This window comes from Kocuria sp. UBA5001, from assembly GCF_002398425.1.
Lineage (GTDB): Bacteria > Actinomycetota > Actinomycetes > Actinomycetales > Micrococcaceae > Kocuria > Kocuria salsicia.
This window is the reverse complement of the sequence record NZ_DGYR01000009.1, coordinates 209,227-225,201: the sequence shown is the minus strand read 5'-3', so window position 1 is coordinate 225,201 and position 15,975 is coordinate 209,227. Positions and strand designations below refer to the sequence as shown.

The window sequence follows — 15,975 nt, the reverse complement described above, 5'->3', positions numbered from 1 at the left end:
GTGGCGGGGTGGGCGTCGTGTGTCGTCAGGTCCGGTCCTGCCAGCCCGTGTAGGACTCCGCGAAGTACGCCGACCCGTGGACCGATCCGGTCAGCGCCTCGAACTCGCCACGACGGCGCTTCGCGGCGAAGGGGTTCTCGTCCGGTGGGGTGTGCATGAGGTTCGTGACCCAGTAGGAGAAGTTCTGCGCCTTCCAGATCCGCTCCAGCGCCTGGGCCGAGTAGCCGACCAGTCCGGCGTCGTCGCCGGTCTCGAAGAAGTCAACGACCGCCGGGGCCAGCACGCGGACGTCGCAGAACGCGAGGTTCAGCCCCTTGGCGCCCGTGGGAGGCACGGTGTGCCCGGCGTCCCCCACCAGGAACATGTTCCCGTACCGCAGGGGCTCGCACACGTAGGAGCGGAACGGCAGGACCGTCTTGTCGAAGATCGGCCCCCGCTTCAGAGTGAGCCCGTCCGGGCCGTCCACCCGGGCCTGCAGCTCGTCCCAGATCCGCTCGTCGTCCCACTCGGCCGCGTCCGTGTCCGGAGGGCACTGGAAGTACATTCGCTGCACGGTGTCGCTGCGCTGGGAGATCAGGGCGAAGCCGCGGGGCGATGTGGCGTAGACCAGCTCGGGGGCCGACGGCGGCGCCTCGCACAGAATCCCGAACCACGCGAACGGGTACTCGGTGAAGTTGTCCGTGCGCACGTCCTCGGGGATCTGCCGTCTGCACACGCCCCGCGAACCGTCAGCCCCCACGAGCAGCCGGGCGCGGATCTCGAGGTCCTCGCCGTCCGCGGTGGTGCACCGCACGGTGGGGTGCTCTGTGGTCAGCTCGTCCACCCGGGTGCCCGAGACCTCCCAGTGGACGACGCCGCCGTCCCGCTCGCGCGCGGCGGCCAGGTCCGTGAACACCTCGTTCTGCGGGTACAGCCACACGGACTCCCCCACCAGCTCCCGGAAGTCGATGCGCCGGCTCTCGCCGTTGAAGCGCAGCACCGTACCCTCGTGCTCGTGGCCGTGACTGAGCACCCGGCCGGCCACACCGGAGTCCGTGAGCATGGCCACCGTGCCCGCCTCCAGGATGCCCGCCCGGTGGGTTCGAGCGATCTCCTCGCGGGAGCGCATCTCTACCACCACGGTGTCGATGCCCGCACGCGACAGCAGGTGCGAGAGCATCAGGCCGGCAGGGCCCGCCCCCACGATCGCGACGTCAGTCTCGACGACCGTTCGCTCCTCGAGCATGTGTCCTCCTAGCGCACGTCCGGCTCTCATTATGAAGGCGGGCCATGGCGCGCATCACATCTGTTCCGTTGAACGGGATGTTGTCCCCTGTGCTGCCGAGCCCTTGGCCCGGCGGGTCTTCCGCCGCCCCGTCTGGCGGACTCGCGCGGCGACCGTGCCCGCTCCGTGCACGAGGCGGCCGCGACGACGACGCCCGCCCCGGTCCGTGGCTGCCGCGGGCACGCCTGGGGCCCGGAGAACAACCGGATGGTGTTGTCAGAGGGCTCCGAGCGCGCGGGAGATGCCGTGTCCCGCAACCCGAAGCGTTTGCACGATGGCCGGGAGGTCCGCGTCCCGCATCTCCGCCAGCGGGAGCACGGTTCCAAGCGCCGCGCCGCGCTGTCCGGGCGGAACCTTCAGGGGCACGGCCACTCCCCCGGTCCCCTGGTCGATGCGCTCGCGCTGGACCGCGTACCCGCGCCGCGCGAAGACGGCCAGATCCGCGGCAAAGCGCTCCGCAGTGGCCGTGAGCGCGGCAGGGTCCCCGGCGGCGTCGGGCACCCAGGCCGCGCGGTGGTACTGCGCGACGACCTCGGCGGAGCACTGGGACAGCAGTGCCAGCCCGGTGGCCGAGCGGTGCAGCGGCAGCCTCCCCGCCACGATCGAGCGCAGCGGAACCGTGGACCCGCTCGCGGCGATCCGCTCCGCGAACAGCACGTCCCGGCCCTCCACCACACCCACGTGCACGTGCTGGCGCAGCACGGCATGGACGTCCGACATGAACGGGATGGCCGCCGCGGCAAGGCTCTCCGCCGAGGCGGAGCGTGAGGCCAGCTCCCACAGGCGCGTGCCCACCCGGTAGGTCTGCGCGGACCCGACCTCCAGCCACCCCGTGCGCTTCATGTCCCCCAAGATCCGGTGGGCGGTGGACGGCGGCAGCCCCGTGGCGCGGCAGATCTCCCGGAAGCCCAGCTCGGGCCGCGCGGGACCGAAGGCGCTGAGGACACGGTCGAAGCGCTCGATGAGCGACTCCCCGGACGCCGAGTTCGCCACAGCCACCCTCCCTTTCCCACGGTGCGCGTCCCGCGGGCCGCGCTGCGCCCAGTCTAGGAGCGGTGGGCACGAAGAAGCCCGGGTGGCCCCCTCTCGGGGGCCCACCCGGGCGCTGTCAATCACGTCACCGGAGGGCGACGTCGCGCCGCCGCCCCGCGGGGCAGCTCACGCGGGTGACCCGGCTCAGTTGCCGCCGAAGTCGTAGTCGTCCAGGGGGATCGCCTGGAACTCGGAACCCAGCCCGCCGGAGTTCTCCTCCGCGTAGCTGAAGTCCGAGAACGCGGACGGATCCGTGAACATCGAGGCCCTGGCCTCCTCCGTGGGCTCCACGTCCACGCTGTTGTACCGCTCGAGACCGGTACCGGCGGGGATCAGCTTGCCGATGATCACGTTCTCCTTCAGACCCAGCAGCGGGTCCGACTTGCCCTCCATGGCGGCCTGCGTAAGCACACGCGTGGTCTCCTGGAAGGACGCGGCGGACAGCCACGAGTCCGTGGCGAGCGAGGCCTTGGTGATGCCCATGAGCTCCGGACGCCCGGCGGCGGGACGCTTGCTCTCGGCCACCGCACCGCGGTTGGCCTCGAGGAAGCGCACATTGTCCACCAGCTCACCCGGCAGCAGCGCAGTGTCGCCGGACTCGATAATGGTCACGCGACGCAGCATCTGCCGCACGATGACCTCCACGTGCTTGTCGTGGATGCCCACGCCCTGCGAGCGGTATACGCCCTGGACCTCGTCCACCAGGTGCTTCTGCGCCTCGCGGGGACCGCGGATGCGCAGCACCTCCTTCGGATCCACCGCGCCGGTCACGAGCTGCTGGCCGACGTCGACGTGGTCGCCGTCCGCCACGAGCAGCTTGGCACGACGCAGCACCGGGTAGGCGAACTCCTCGTCACCGTTGTCCGGTACCACGACGATCTTCAGGGACTTGTCCGTGTCCTCGATGCGGATCCGGCCGGCCACCTCGGAGATCGGGGCCACACCCTTGGGGGTGCGGGCCTCGAAGAGCTCCTGGATACGGGGCAGACCCTGCGTGATGTCACCGTCCGAGGACGCCACACCACCGGTGTGGAAGGTGCGCATCGTCAGCTGGGTGCCGGGCTCGCCAATGGACTGCGCGGCAACGATGCCCACGGCCTCGCCGATGTCCACCAGCTGGTTGGTGGCCAGCGACCGGCCGTAGCACGCGGCGCACACGCCCACCGCGGACTCGCACGTGAGCACGGAGCGCACGCGCACCTCGTCCACACCCGCGTTGTACAGGGTGCTGATCATGGCGTCCGACATGTCGGCACCAGCCTCGGCCAGCACCTCGCCGTTCTCGTCCGCCACAGCCGAGGCGAGCACGCGGCCGTGCACCGTGTTCTCGATGTCCTCGTGCAGGGTGCGCACACCGGTGTCCGTCACGTCCGCGAGCGGCAGGACCAGGCCTCGAACGGTCTGGCAGTCCGACTCGCGCACGATCACGTCCTGCGACACGTCCACCAGACGCCGGGTCAGGTAGCCCGAGTTGGCGGTACGCAGCGCCGTGTCCGCGAGACCCTTGCGGGCACCGTGGGTGGCGATGAAGTACTCCAGCACCGACAGACCCTCCCGGTAGGAGGACTTGATCGGGCGGGGCATGATCTCACCCTTCGGGTTCGCCACGAGACCGCGGATGCCGGCAATCTGACGGACCTGCATCCAGTTGCCTCGCGCACCGGAGGACACCATGCGGTTGATGGTGTTGGTGGGCGTGAGGTTGTCCCGCATGGCCTGCGCGACCTCGTCCGTGGCCTTGGACCAGATGTCGATGAGCTCCGAGCGGCGCTCGTCGTCGTCGATCAGACCCTTGTCGTACTGGCCCTGGATGCGCGCAGCCTGTGCCTCGTAGCCCTCCATGATGGCGGGCTTCTCCGGCGGCGTCGCGATGTCCGAGATCGCCACGGTGACCCCGGAGCGCGAGGCCCAGTGGAAGCCGGCGTCCTTGAGGTTGTCCAGCGTCTTGGCCACGCGTGTCATCGGGTAGCGCTCCGCGAGGTCGTTCACGAGAGCGGAAAGGTGCTTCTTGTCCGCGACGTTCTCGTCCCACGGGTAGTCCTCGGGCAGCGTCTCGTTGAAGAGCACACGCCCGAGCGTGGTCTCCACGACGGCGGGCTGACCCGGCTCCCAGCCCTCGGGAGCTTCCCAGCCGGCGTACGGCACGAAGTCCTCGAGCTCGATCTTGCACTTGGCGTTCAGGTGCAGCTCGCCGGAGTCGTTGGCCATGATCGCCTCGGCCACCGAGGAGTAGCTGTTGCCCTCCCCGGCCCAGCCCTCACGCACGGTGGTGAGGTGGTACAGACCGATGATCATGTCCTGCGACGGCAGGGCGATCGGCTTGCCGTCCGACGGCTTGAGGATGTTGTTCGAGGACAGCATCAGCACGCGGGCCTCCGCCTGCGCCTCCGGGGAGAGCGGCAGGTGGACGGCCATCTGGTCGCCGTCGAAGTCAGCGTTGAACGCGCCGCACACGAGCGGGTGCAGCTGGATGGCCTTGCCCTCCACGAGCTGCGGCTCGAACGCCTGGATGCCCAGACGGTGCAGGGTGGGGGCGCGGTTGAGCAGCACCGGGTGCTCGGTGATGACCTCTTCCAGCACGTCCCACACCTGGGGACGGTAGCGCTCGACCATGCGCTTGGCGGACTTGATGTTCTGCGCGTGGTTCAGGTCCACCAGGCGCTTCATCACGAACGGCTTGAACAGCTCCAGGGCCATCTGCTTGGGCAGACCGCACTGGTGCAGCTTCAGCTGCGGGCCCACCACGATCACGGAACGACCGGAGTAGTCCACGCGCTTGCCGAGCAGGTTCTGACGGAAGCGGCCCTGCTTGCCCTTGAGCATGTCGGACAACGACTTCAGCGCACGGTTGCCGGGACCCGTGACAGGGCGGCCGCGGCGGCCGTTGTCGAACAGGGAGTCCACGGCCTCCTGCAGCATGCGCTTCTCGTTGTTCACGATGATCTCGGGGGCACCGAGGTCCAGCAGCCGCTTGAGGCGGTTGTTGCGGTTGATCACACGACGGTAGAGGTCGTTGAGATCGGAGGTCGCGAAGCGGCCACCGTCCAGCTGCACCATGGGACGCAGCTCCGGCGGGATCACCGGCACGGCGTCCAGGACCATGCCCAGCGGCGAGTTGTCCGTGGTCAGGAAAGCGTTGACCACCTTCAGGCGCTTCAGGGCGCGGGTCTTGCGCTGGCCCTTGCCCGTGGCGATGGTCTCGCGCAGCGACTCGGCCTCGGCCTCGAGGTCGAAGCTCTCGAGGCGCTTCTTGATGGACTCGGCGCCCATGGAGCCCTCGAAATACATGCCGTAGCGGTCCACCATCTGGCGGTACAGGGCCTCGTCACCCTCGAGGTCGTTGACCTTGAGGTTCTTGAAGCGGTCCCAGACCTTCTCCAGGTAGTCGATCTCGCGGTCCGCGCGCTTGCGCACGTTGGCCATCTGGCGATCCGCCGAGTCGCGCAGCTTGCGCTTCTCGGCAGCCTTGCCGCCCTCCTCCTCGACGCGCGCGAGATCGTTCTCGAGGTCGCGGGCGATCGCGTTGATGTCCGCGTCCCGGGTGTCCTCCAGCTGCTTCTTCTCACGGTCGATCGCGGCCTGCAGGTTGGGCAGGTCGTCGTGGCGGGCCTGCTCGTCCACGGAGGTGATCATGTACGCGGCGAAGTAGATGACCTTCTCGAGGTCCTTCGGCGCGAGGTCCAGCAGGTAGCCCAAACGCGAGGGGACGCCCTTGAAGTACCAGATGTGGGTCACGGGAGCGGCGAGCTCGATGTGGCCCATGCGCTCACGGCGCACCTTGGCGCGAGTGACCTCCACGCCGCAGCGCTCACAGATGATGCCCTTGTAGCGCACGCGCTTGTACTTGCCGCAGTAGCACTCCCAGTCCCGGGTGGGACCGAAGATCTTCTCGCAGAACAAGCCGTCCTTCTCGGGCTTGAGCGTGCGGTAGTTGATGGTTTCCGGCTTCTTGACCTCGCCATAGGACCAGCCGCGGATCTGATCCGCGGTGGCCAGGCCGATCTGCATGAGACCCAGTGAAGAATCGTTGGACATAAGGTCCTGTCCCTCTTTCTAAAAATCCTGAAGTGTGACGAGCTGTGCTATGGACGAGCGGGTTCTCAGACCTCTTCGACCGAGCTGGGCTCGGAGTGGGAGAGGTCGATGCCGAGCTCGTCGGCAGCCCGGAAGCTGTCGTCCTCGGAATCACGCATTTCCACCGTGTTGCCGTCCGCGGAGAGGACCTCCACGTTCAGGCACAGCGACTGCATCTCCTTGATGAGCACCTTGAAGGACTCGGGCACACCCGGTTCGGGGATGTTCTCGCCCTTGACGATGGCCTCGTACACCTTCACGCGGCCGTGGACGTCGTCGGACTTGACGGTGAGCAGCTCCTGCAGGGTGTAGGCGGCGCCGTACGCCTCGAGCGCCCACACCTCCATCTCACCGAAGCGCTGACCACCGAACTGCGCCTTACCGCCCAGCGGCTGCTGGGTGATCATGGAGTACGGACCGGTGGAGCGGGCGTGGATCTTGTCGTCCACGAGGTGGTGGAGCTTCAAGATGTACTGGTAGCCCACGGACACCGGGTCCGGGAACGGCTGGCCGGAGCGGCCGTCGTACAGCTTCGCCTTGCCGGAGCGCCCGATCAGGCGCTGACCGTCACGCGTGGGGTTGGTGTGGTCCAGCAGGTCGAAGATCTCGTCCTCGCGGGCGCCGTCGAACACCGGGGTGGCCACGTTGGTGGGGCCGGTGCTCTTCGGGAAGTTGCTCAGACCCTTCAGCCACTCGGGGTCGCCCTCGATGTTCCAGCCCTGCTTGGCGAGCCAGCCGGTGTGGACCTCGAGCACCTGGCCGAGGTTCATGCGGCCGGGGACACCCAGCGGATTGAGGATGACGTCCACCGGGGTGCCGTCCTCCATGAACGGCATGTCCTCGATGGGCAGAATCTTGGAGATGACGCCCTTGTTGCCGTGGCGTCCGGCGAGCTTGTCGCCGTCCGTGATCTTGCGCTTCTGCGCCACGTAGACGCGGACCACCTGGTTGACGCCGGCCGGGAGGTCGTCGTCCTCGTCCTCGCGGTCGAAGACGCGCACGCCGATGACCGTGCCGGACTCGCCGTGGGGCACCTTCAGGGAGGTGTCGCGGACCTCGCGGGACTTCTCGCCGAAGATCGCGCGCAGCAGCCGCTCCTCCGGGGTCAGCTCCGTCTCGCCCTTCGGGGTCACCTTGCCCACGAGGATGTCGCCGGCCTGGACCTCGGCACCGATGTGGATGATGCCGCGCTCGTCCAGTGCGGAGAGCACCTCCTCCGACACGTTCGGGATGTCACGCGTGATCTCCTCGGCACCGAGCTTGGTGTCGCGGGCGTCGATCTCGTGCTCCTCGATGTGGATGGACGTCAGGACGTCCTCGGAGACCATGCGCTGGGAGAGGATGATGGCGTCCTCGTAGTTGAGGCCCTCCCAGGACATGTACGCGATCAGCAGGTTCTTGCCCAGTGCCAGCTCGCCGTGGTCGGTCGAGGGACCGTCCGCGATGACCGTGCGGGGCTCCACGCGCTGGCCCTCGGAGACGATCACGCGCTGGTTGTACGTGTTGCCCGGGTTCGAGCGCACGAACTTGTTGATCGGGTAGAGCTTGGTGGTGCCGTCGTCGTTGAGCACGGTCACGAGGTCAGCGGAGACCTCCTCGACCACGCCCGGCTTGGTGGCGAGCACCGAGTCCCCGGCGTCCAGCGCCGAGTAGCGCTCCATGCCGGTGCCCACGAGCGGGGCCTCGGACGTGAGCAACGGCACGGCCTGGCGCTGCATGTTCGCGCCCATGAGGGCACGGTTGGCGTCGTCGTGCTCGAGGTACGGGATCAGGGCCGTGGCCACCGACACCATCTGGCGCGGGGAGACGTCCATGAACTCGATGTCCTCGGGGGCCACCAGCACGGCCTCACCGGAGCCGTCGGAGGCGCGCGAGAGCACGGCGTCCTCAGCAAAGTGGCCGTCCTCGGTCAGCGGTGCGTTGGCCTGCGCGATCGTGAGCCCGCGCTCGTCGTCCGCAGTGAGGTAGACGACGTCGTCAGTGACGGTGCCGTCCACGACCTTGCGGTACGGGGTCTCGATGAACCCGAACGGGTTGATCCGCGCGTACGTGGCGAGCGAGCCGATCAGACCGATGTTCGAGCCCTCAGGGGTCTCGATCGGGCACATGCGGCCGTAGTGCGACGGGTGGACGTCACGGACCTCCATGCCCGCGCGGTCGCGCGAGAGCCCGCCGGGGCCCAGCGCGGACAGGCGGCGCTTGTGGGTCAGGCCCGCGAGCGGGTTGTTCTGGTCCATGAACTGCGAGAGCTGGGAGGTCCCGAAGAACTCCTTGATCGCGGCCACCACGGGGCGGATGTTGATCAGGGTCTGCGGGGTGATCGCCTCGACGTCCTGCGTGGTCATGCGCTCGCGCACCACTCGCTCCATGCGGGAGAGCCCGGTGCGGATCTGGTTCTCGATCAGCTCGCCCACGGCGCGGATACGGCGGTTGCCGAAGTGGTCGATGTCGTCGACGTCCACATGGATCTCGCGGGCCTCGCCGTCGCGCGTTCCGGGCATGGTGGAGCGGCCGTCGTGCAGGGTCACGAGGTAGCGGATCATGGCGACGATGTCGTCGAGGGACAGCACGGAGGCATCCGCGTCCGTGAAGGGCTTGTCGAGACCGAGCTTGCGGTTGAGCTTGTAGCGGCCCACCTTGGCGAGGTCGTAGCGCTTCGGGTTGAAGTACATGTTGTCCAGCAGGGACTGGGCGGCGTCAACCGTGGGCGGCTCCCCCGGACGCAGCTTGCGGTAGATGTCGAGCAGCGCCTCCTCGCGGGTCTCGGTGGCGTCCTTCTCGAGGGTCGCGCGGATCGAGTCGAACTCGCCGAACTCCTCGAGGATCTTGGCCTCGGTCCAGCCCAGCGCCTTGAGCAGCACGGTCACGGACTGCTTGCGCTTGCGGTCCAGACGCACGCCCACCTGGTCGCGCTTGTCGATCTCGAGCTCGAACCACGCCCCGCGGGAGGGGATGATCTTGGCGGAGTAGATGTCCTTGTCGGACGTGCGGTCCTGGCCCTTCTCGAAGTAGGCGCCGGGGGAACGGACCAGCTGGGAGACGACGACGCGTTCGGACCCGTTGATCACGAACGTGCCCTTGTCGGTCATGAGCGGGAAGTCCCCCATGAACACGGTCTGCTGCTTGATCTCGCCCGTGTTGTTGTTCATGAACTCGGCCTTGACGTACAGCGGCGCCGAGTAGGTGGCGTCACGGTCCTTGCACTCGTCCGTGGTGTACTTCGGGTCGTAGAACTCCGGCTCCGAGAACGAGAGGGACATGGTGCCCTGGAAGTCCTCGATCGGGGAGATCTCCTCGAAGATGTCCGAGAGCCCGGACGTGGTGGACACGCTGGTGTCACCGGTTTCCTGGGCCTCGACCACGCGGGCCTGCCAGCGCTCGTTGCCCACCAGACGGTCGAAGCTGTCGGTCTGCAGCGCGAGCAGGTTGGGGACGTCCAGTGGTTCGTGGATCTTCGCGAAGGAGACCCGGCGAGGAATGTTGTCGCTCGTGGGGTGGTTGGCGGAGACGTTCGTATCGGTGCTCGAGGCGACCAAGATGTGATCCTTCCACAGACATGCAGTGAATACGCGAGGTTCCCGGGGAGAGAAAAAGGGGCCGGTGACGAGGACTGTCGACAACCGCCCCTGCGGCGCCCACCGCTATATGAAGGCACGCATGCATAAGGGACAACGCAAAGTACTAGCTTAGGGCACTCCCGGCGTGTTGTCCACACCCGTGCTGGACGAATGCCCGCCCGGGCCGTAAGATGCCCGGCCGCCGCTCAGGCGACGCCGTTGGCGCGGGCCTGGTACGCCGCGCGCTGCGCCCCGAGGCGCCAGGGGTCGCCGTGTCCGGGCAGCACGACCGTGGCCCGGGTGGCCGCGATCGCGTCCAGGGACGTGAGAGCCATCTGCGCATCTGCGGTGGCCGCGCCGGCCACGACCCGGGGCCCGGTGAGCCCGGTGTAGGGGTCGAGGGTCACCAGCGCGTCCCCGGAGAGCACGGCGTCCGCGTCGGGGACGTGCAGGGCGCAGTGCCCGTAGGTGTGGCCCGCGGTGAGGACGACCCGTGGACTGCCTGGAACGGGAACCGTCTGGCCCACGGCGAGGGACCGGGTGACGGTCACTCCCTTCACACCCGCTGCTCCCCCGGCGAGCATCGACACCAGCACCGGAATGGCCCGGGGGTGCCTCAGTGGGTACAGAGCCGTGGGGCTCTCGTGCGCGTAGCTGTAGGGGTGCGCCGCGAGGTGGCGCTCCCTCTGGTGGGCGAACACGGGGACGCCGAGCCGCTCCACGAGTCTGGCGGCGACACCCACGTGGTCGAAGTGCGCATGGGTGAGGACGAGGGCCCTGATCTGCTGCGGTGAGCGCCCGAGCTCGCGCACCGCGTGGCCGAGCTCGTTCCAGACGCGCGGCAGCCCCGCGTCCACGAGTGTCAGACCGCTGGAGTCCTCCAGCAGGTAGCAGTTGACGTGGTGGTTCTGGATCATGTGGATCCCTGGGGCGACGTCTCGTACGAACACGGCGTTCTCCTTCTCCCTGCGTCCGCGACGACGCACGGATGTTCTCCGCGGCCCGCAGGCCAGCCCCGGACGGGCCGGCACGTGACAGCGGGTCTACAGGAAGGCTACTCCCGGCAGACCCGCTCCTGGCACACCCCTGGGGGTCCGTTCCCTGCGCTCAGCCCCGCTTGTAGAACGGCAGCGGGGTCTGCTCCACGTCCACCGCCCGGCCGCGGACGTCCACGACGCCCACTGTTCCGGCCGCGATCTCCTCGAGCGCGTCGGTGGCAACCAGCGCCATGGCCACCGGCCTGCCGAGGGTAGGCGAAGGCAGTCCGCTGGTGACCTCGCCCACGGTGCGCTCCCCCACCACCACGGTGTAGCCGGCGCGCACGGGCTTGCGTCCTAGGCCCTGCAGCCCAATCAGGGTGCGCTGAGGTGCGGTCTCGAGCATGGCGGTGAGCGCGTCCCCGCCCACCGTAACGGTGCCCGCCTCGCCCTTCTTCCGCAGAGCAACCTCCACGAGCTTGCCGAGCCCGGCCTCCACCGGGGAGATCTCCGTGGAGAGCTCGTGGCCGTAGAGGGGCATCCCCGCCTCGAGCCGCAGGGAGTCCCGCGCGGCGAGACCCGCGGGACCGATGGGGGCGTCCTCGGTGCCCAGCCGCTCCGCGGTGGCCAGCAGCGCGCTCCACAGCTGCGGGGCGTGCTCGTTGTCGCAGTAGAGCTCGAAGCCGTCCTCACCGGTGTACCCGGTACGGGCGGCGAGCGCAGGAACCCCCGCGCACTCGGCCGGGACGCACGCGTAGTACTTCAGCGCAGCGACGTCCTGTGCGGGGGTCAGCTCGGTGGCCTCGAGCACCTCCAGGGCGCGCGGGCCCTGGACCGCGATCAGCGAGGTCCCTGGACCGCGGTCAGTGACGACGACGTCGAATCCCTCGGCGCGCTCCTGCAGAGCCCGCACCACGGCCTCCTGGTTCCCGGCGTTCGGCACCACGAGGTACCGCTCCTCCCCCAGCCGGTAGGTGATCAGGTCGTCCAGGATCCTGCCCTGCTCGTCCACGATCAGGGAGTACTTGGCCCGGCCGGTCCCGATGCCTGAGAGCACCCCCACGAGCGCGTGGTCCAGGAACTCCCCCGTCTGGGGACCGGTGACCTCCACCTCCCCCATGTGGGAGAGGTCGAAGATCCCGGCCCCGCGGCGCACAGCGTGGTGCTCGGCGGTGTCGCTCGCGTAGCGCACGGGCATCGACCAGCCGCCGAAGTCGGTGAACCTGGCCCCCAGCTCCTCGTGGGCCTCATGCAGTGCGGTGTGCCGCTCGCTCATCACTTCTCCTGTTCCGCTGCCGCGCTGTAGGCGGCGTCGAAGGCCTCGATGGGCGGGCACTCGCACACGAGGTTGCGGTCACCGGCGGCGTTGTCCACGCGGCCCACCGGAGGCCAGTACTTGACCCGGCGCAGGGACGGGACCGGGTAGGCGGCCTGCGAGCGCGGGTAGGCGCGCTCCCACTCGTCCGCCGTGAGCACCTGAGCGGTGTGCGGGGCGTGGCGGACTGCGGAGTCCTCGAGGGCGATCTCCCCGTCCGCGATCTGCTGCATCTCCGCGTGGATGGTGCGCATGGCCGTGATGAAACGGTCCAGCTCCGCGAGGCCCTCCGACTCGGTGGGCTCCACCATGAGCGTGCCCGCCACCGGGAACGCCAGGGTGGGGGCGTGGAAGCCGAAGTCGACGAGCCGCTTGCAGACGTCCTCGGCGGTGACGCCCGAGGCCTTGGTCATGGGACGCAGGTCCAGGATGCACTCGTGGGCCACGAACCCGCCGTCCCCGGTGTAGAGGGTGGGGAAGACGTCCGAGAGCTGCCGTGAGATGTAGTTGGCGCCCAGCACGGCGGTGCGCGAGGACTCGGTGAGCCCCTGCGCCCCGGTCATGGCGATGTACATCCAGGTGATGGGCAGCACGCCCGCCGAACCGTGGGGTGCCTCGGCCACGGGGAAGCCTGCACCGCGCTCGTCCAGGTCCGCGTCCGCCGGGTTGCCGGGGAGATAGGGCACCAGGTGCTCGGCCACGGCCACGGGGCCCACTCCGGGTCCGCCGCCGCCGTGGGGGATGCAGAACGTCTTGTGCAGGTTCAGATGGGAGACGTCCCCGCCGAAGCGCCCGGGGCGCGCGAGGCCCATCAGCGCGTTCAGGTTGGCGCCGTCCACGTAGACCTGACCGCCGGCGTCGTGCACCGCCGCGCACACCTGCGTGATGTCCGTGTCGTACACGCCGTGGGTGGAGGGGTAGGTGACCATGATGCCCGCGAGCTCGTCCCCCACGGACTCGATCTTGGCCGCGAGGTCCCCCTGGTCGATCGTGCCGTCCGCCGCCGTGGCCACCACCACGACCTTCAGGTCTGCGAGCACCGCAGAGGCCGCGTTCGTGCCGTGCGCGGAGGACGGGATCAGGATGGTCTTGCGCTGGTGCTCGCCGCGGTCCACCTGGTAGCGGCGGATGGCGAGCAGCCCCGCAAGCTCGCCCTGGGAGCCGGCGTTCGGCTGCACGGAGACCGCCGCGTAGCCGGTGATCTCCGCGAGCCAGGACTGCAGCTGGTCGATCAGCTCGCTCCAGCCCCTGGTCTGGTCCTCGGGGGCGAGCGGGTGGATGCTCGCGAACTCGGGCCACGAGATGGGCTCCATCTCCGCGGCGGCGTTGAGCTTCATGGTGCACGAGCCCAGCGGGATCATGGTGCGATCCAGGGCCAGGTCCTTGTCCGAGAGCTCGCGCAGCCAGCGCATCAGTGAGGTCTCGGAGCGGTGCGTGTGGAACACCGGGTGGGTCATGTACTCGTCCGTGCGCAGCCACTTGGCCGGAAGGTCGTAGGTCGAGACGTCCTCGGTCGCGGCGGCGTCGGCCGCGCCGCAGGCCTCGGAGACCGCGGTCAGGACGTCCTCGACGTCGCGCTCGGTGTGGGGCTCGCCGAAGCTCGCACCCACGGTGTCCTGGTCCACGCGGCGCAGGTTGATCCCGCGGTCCGCGGCGGCGGCGACCACGCCGTCCGCGCGCCCGGGTACCGAGAAGGTGACGGTGTCGAAGAAGCGGTCGTGGACGACGTCGACCCCCCGCGCCCGCAGCCCGGCGGCCAGGCTCGCGGCGAGGCCGTGCAGCCGCAGCGCGAGGGCGCGCAGGGCGTCCGGGCCGTGGTGCACTGCGTACGCGGCGGCCACGATGGCCAGCAGCGCCTGGGCGGTGCAGATGTTGGAGGTGGCCTTCTCGCGTCGGATGTGCTGCTCGCGGGTCTGCAGCGCGAGGCGGTAGGCCGGGGCACCCGAGGAATCCGTGGAGACGCCCACGATGCGGCCGGGCAGCGAACGCTCGGTGCCCTTGCGGGACGCCATGAACGCGGCGTGCGGACCCCCGAAGAACAGGGGCACGCCGAATCGCTGGGCGGAGCCGACGGCGATGTCCGCTCCGGTCTCCCCGGGGCTGCGCAGCATGGTCAGGGCCAGCAGGTCCGTGCTCACGGTGACGAGGGCGCCGGCCTCGTGCGCGGCGTCGACGACGGCGGTGGTGTCCAGGACGTCCCCGTCCGCGCCGATCTGCGCGACGACCACGCCGAAGTACTCGCCGTCCGCCAGCGCGCGGGCGACCTCCTGGGGATCGCCCAGGTCCGCCGTGACCAGCTCGATCCCCGCGGCCCGGGTGCGGCCCGTGAGGACGGCCAGGGTCTGCGGCAGGGAACGGGAGTCCACGAGCACCCGCGTGCTCTTGGAACGGCGGTTGGCGCGGCGCATCATCAGCACCGCCTCGGCCACGGCCGAGGACTCGTCCAGCAGGGAGGCGTTGGCCACGTCCATGCCGGTGAGGTCGATCACCGCGTTCTGGAACGTGAGCAGCAGCTCCAGGCGGCCCTGGGAGATCTCCGGCTGGTACGGGGTGTAGGAGGTGTAGAAGCCCGGGTTCTCCAGGATGTTGCGGCGGATCGCGGCGGGCGTGACCGTCTCGTGGTAGCCCTGTCCGATCAGCTGGCGCATCACGGTGTTGCGCGCGGCGACCCGGCGCAGGGCGGCCAGGGCCTCCGGCTCGTCGAGGGGCTCCGGAAGGGCCAGCGTGTCCCGGAAGCGGATGCTCTCCGGAACGGCGCGGTCGATCAGCTGGTCGAGGTCCTCCGCGCCCACGGCGCGGAGCATGGTGGCGAGGTCATCGGCGTCCGGACCGATGTGGCGTGACAGGAAGGACATGCAAAGTCTCCTGGGCTGCTCGTGGGCACGGTGGCCCTGCGTGTCCTCCCCGCTCTGTTCCACAACCTGAGAGTTTTCGCCGACGCGCGGTACTGCGCGCACGCCGACCTGCCCCGACGGCGTCCGCGACCACGCGGGTCACGGACTCTCCAGAGTGGCCTGGGGCGGCGGTACGGGTGCCTGAGAGGTTCCCGGGGAGGGTTTGCTCCTTCGGCGATGGCGCCGCCGCGGACCTCCCAGCCCCCGACCCGCCATGCTCTCCCGCCGCACCGTGGCGGCCAGATGGTCAGGGCCAGTTTCGCACATCACACCGAGGACGGGCGCCACCGCGACGGGCGCCCCCGGGCACGACAGAACCCCGCACCGTGCAGTGCGGGGTTCTGGAGTGGTGCGAGGTGGCGTCCGAGGACGCTCACGCTGCGCGGGTGGCGCCTGGGGCGCCGGGAATCACTTGACGGTGACGGTGGCGCCGGCGCCCTCGAGGGACTCCTTGGCCTTGTCAGCGGCTTCCTTGGTGGCGCCTTCCAGCACGGCCTTGGGAGCGGAGTCCACGAGATCCTTGGCTTCCTTCAGGCCCAGCGAGGTCAGCCCGCGGACCTCCTTGATGACCTGGATCTTCTTGTCACCGGCGGACTCGAGGATGACGTCGAACTCGGTCTTCTCCTCCTCGGCGGCACCGGCGTCACCGGCGGCGGGAGCGGCACCGGCCACGGCCACGGGGGCGGCAGCGGTGACGTCGAAGGTCTCCTCGAACGCCTTCACGAACTCGGAGAGCTCGATGAGGGACAGTTCCTTGAAGGCCTCGATGAGTTCTTCGGTGGTCAGCTTAGCCATGGTATTGGCTCCTTACTTGTACGTGGTGCCGGCGCTGGTGGCCCCGGCGAGGTGTGCGTGGTGAGAA

8 protein-coding genes and 1 riboswitch are annotated in these 15,975 nt (G+C 69.2%); all 8 genes read right to left on the bottom strand.

The genetic code is table 11. The annotated features are described in order from the left end of the window. Nucleotides 1-25: 25 nt before the first annotated feature. Nucleotides 26-1,225, bottom strand: a complete 1,200-nt coding sequence (locus B3G12_RS04965) for a 4-hydroxybenzoate 3-monooxygenase (protein ID WP_290499423.1) — start codon at nt 1,223-1,225, stop codon at nt 26-28. A gap of 255 nt (nt 1,226-1,480) precedes the next feature. Further along, nucleotides 1,481-2,257, bottom strand: coding sequence for an IclR family transcriptional regulator (locus tag B3G12_RS04960; protein WP_290499421.1), 777 nt, complete (start codon nt 2,255-2,257; stop codon nt 1,481-1,483). A 183-nt stretch (nt 2,258-2,440) separates the two neighbouring features. Beyond that, entirely contained in the window at nt 2,441-6,331 is a 3,891-nt protein-coding gene (locus tag B3G12_RS04955) for a DNA-directed RNA polymerase subunit beta' (RefSeq protein ID WP_094394941.1), read from the bottom strand. Nucleotides 6,332-6,396: 65 nt separating this feature from the next. After that, entirely contained in the window at nt 6,397-9,906 is a 3,510-nt protein-coding gene (gene rpoB, locus B3G12_RS04950) for a DNA-directed RNA polymerase subunit beta (protein ID WP_094394943.1), read from the bottom strand. Nucleotides 9,907-10,133: 227 nt separating this feature from the next. Further along, nucleotides 10,134-10,877 carry an MBL fold metallo-hydrolase gene (locus B3G12_RS04945; protein ID WP_094394944.1) on the bottom strand — a complete coding sequence of 248 codons (744 nt, stop codon included), beginning with the start codon at nt 10,875-10,877 and terminating at the stop codon, nt 10,134-10,136. Nucleotides 10,878-11,034: 157 nt separating this feature from the next. After that, a complete protein-coding gene (gene gcvT / locus B3G12_RS04940) occupies nt 11,035-12,180 on the bottom strand; it encodes a glycine cleavage system aminomethyltransferase GcvT (RefSeq protein ID WP_290499418.1) in 1,146 nt (381 codons plus the stop codon). Next, a complete protein-coding gene (gcvP, locus tag B3G12_RS04935; protein WP_145009878.1) occupies nt 12,180-15,074 on the bottom strand; it encodes an aminomethyl-transferring glycine dehydrogenase in 2,895 nt (964 codons plus the stop codon). The genes gcvT and gcvP overlap by 1 nt, the downstream gene beginning before the upstream one ends. Before the next feature lie 158 nt (nt 15,075-15,232). Next, a riboswitch (glycine riboswitch) is annotated at nt 15,233-15,348 on the bottom strand. A 173-nt stretch (nt 15,349-15,521) separates the two neighbouring features. After that, entirely contained in the window at nt 15,522-15,908 is a 387-nt protein-coding gene (gene rplL, locus B3G12_RS04930) for a 50S ribosomal protein L7/L12 (RefSeq protein WP_068468040.1), read from the bottom strand. Between the last annotated feature and the right edge of the window lie 67 nt (nt 15,909-15,975).

Bases quoted from the DNA above. Each gene is read 5' to 3' on its own strand.
- B3G12_RS04965 (WP_290499423.1), bottom strand. From the start codon at position 1,225: ATGCTCGAGGAGCGAACGGTCGTCGAGACTGACGTCGCGATCGTGGGG.
- B3G12_RS04955 (WP_094394941.1), bottom strand. From the start codon at position 6,331: ATGTCCAACGATTCTTCACTGGGTCTCATGCAGATCGGCCTGGCCACC.
- gcvT (WP_290499418.1), bottom strand. From the start codon at position 12,180: ATGAGCGAGCGGCACACCGCACTGCATGAGGCCCACGAGGAGCTGGGG.
- gcvP (WP_145009878.1), bottom strand. From the start codon at position 15,074: ATGTCCTTCCTGTCACGCCACATCGGTCCGGACGCCGATGACCTCGCC.
- rplL (WP_068468040.1), bottom strand. From the start codon at position 15,908: ATGGCTAAGCTGACCACCGAAGAACTCATCGAGGCCTTCAAGGAACTG.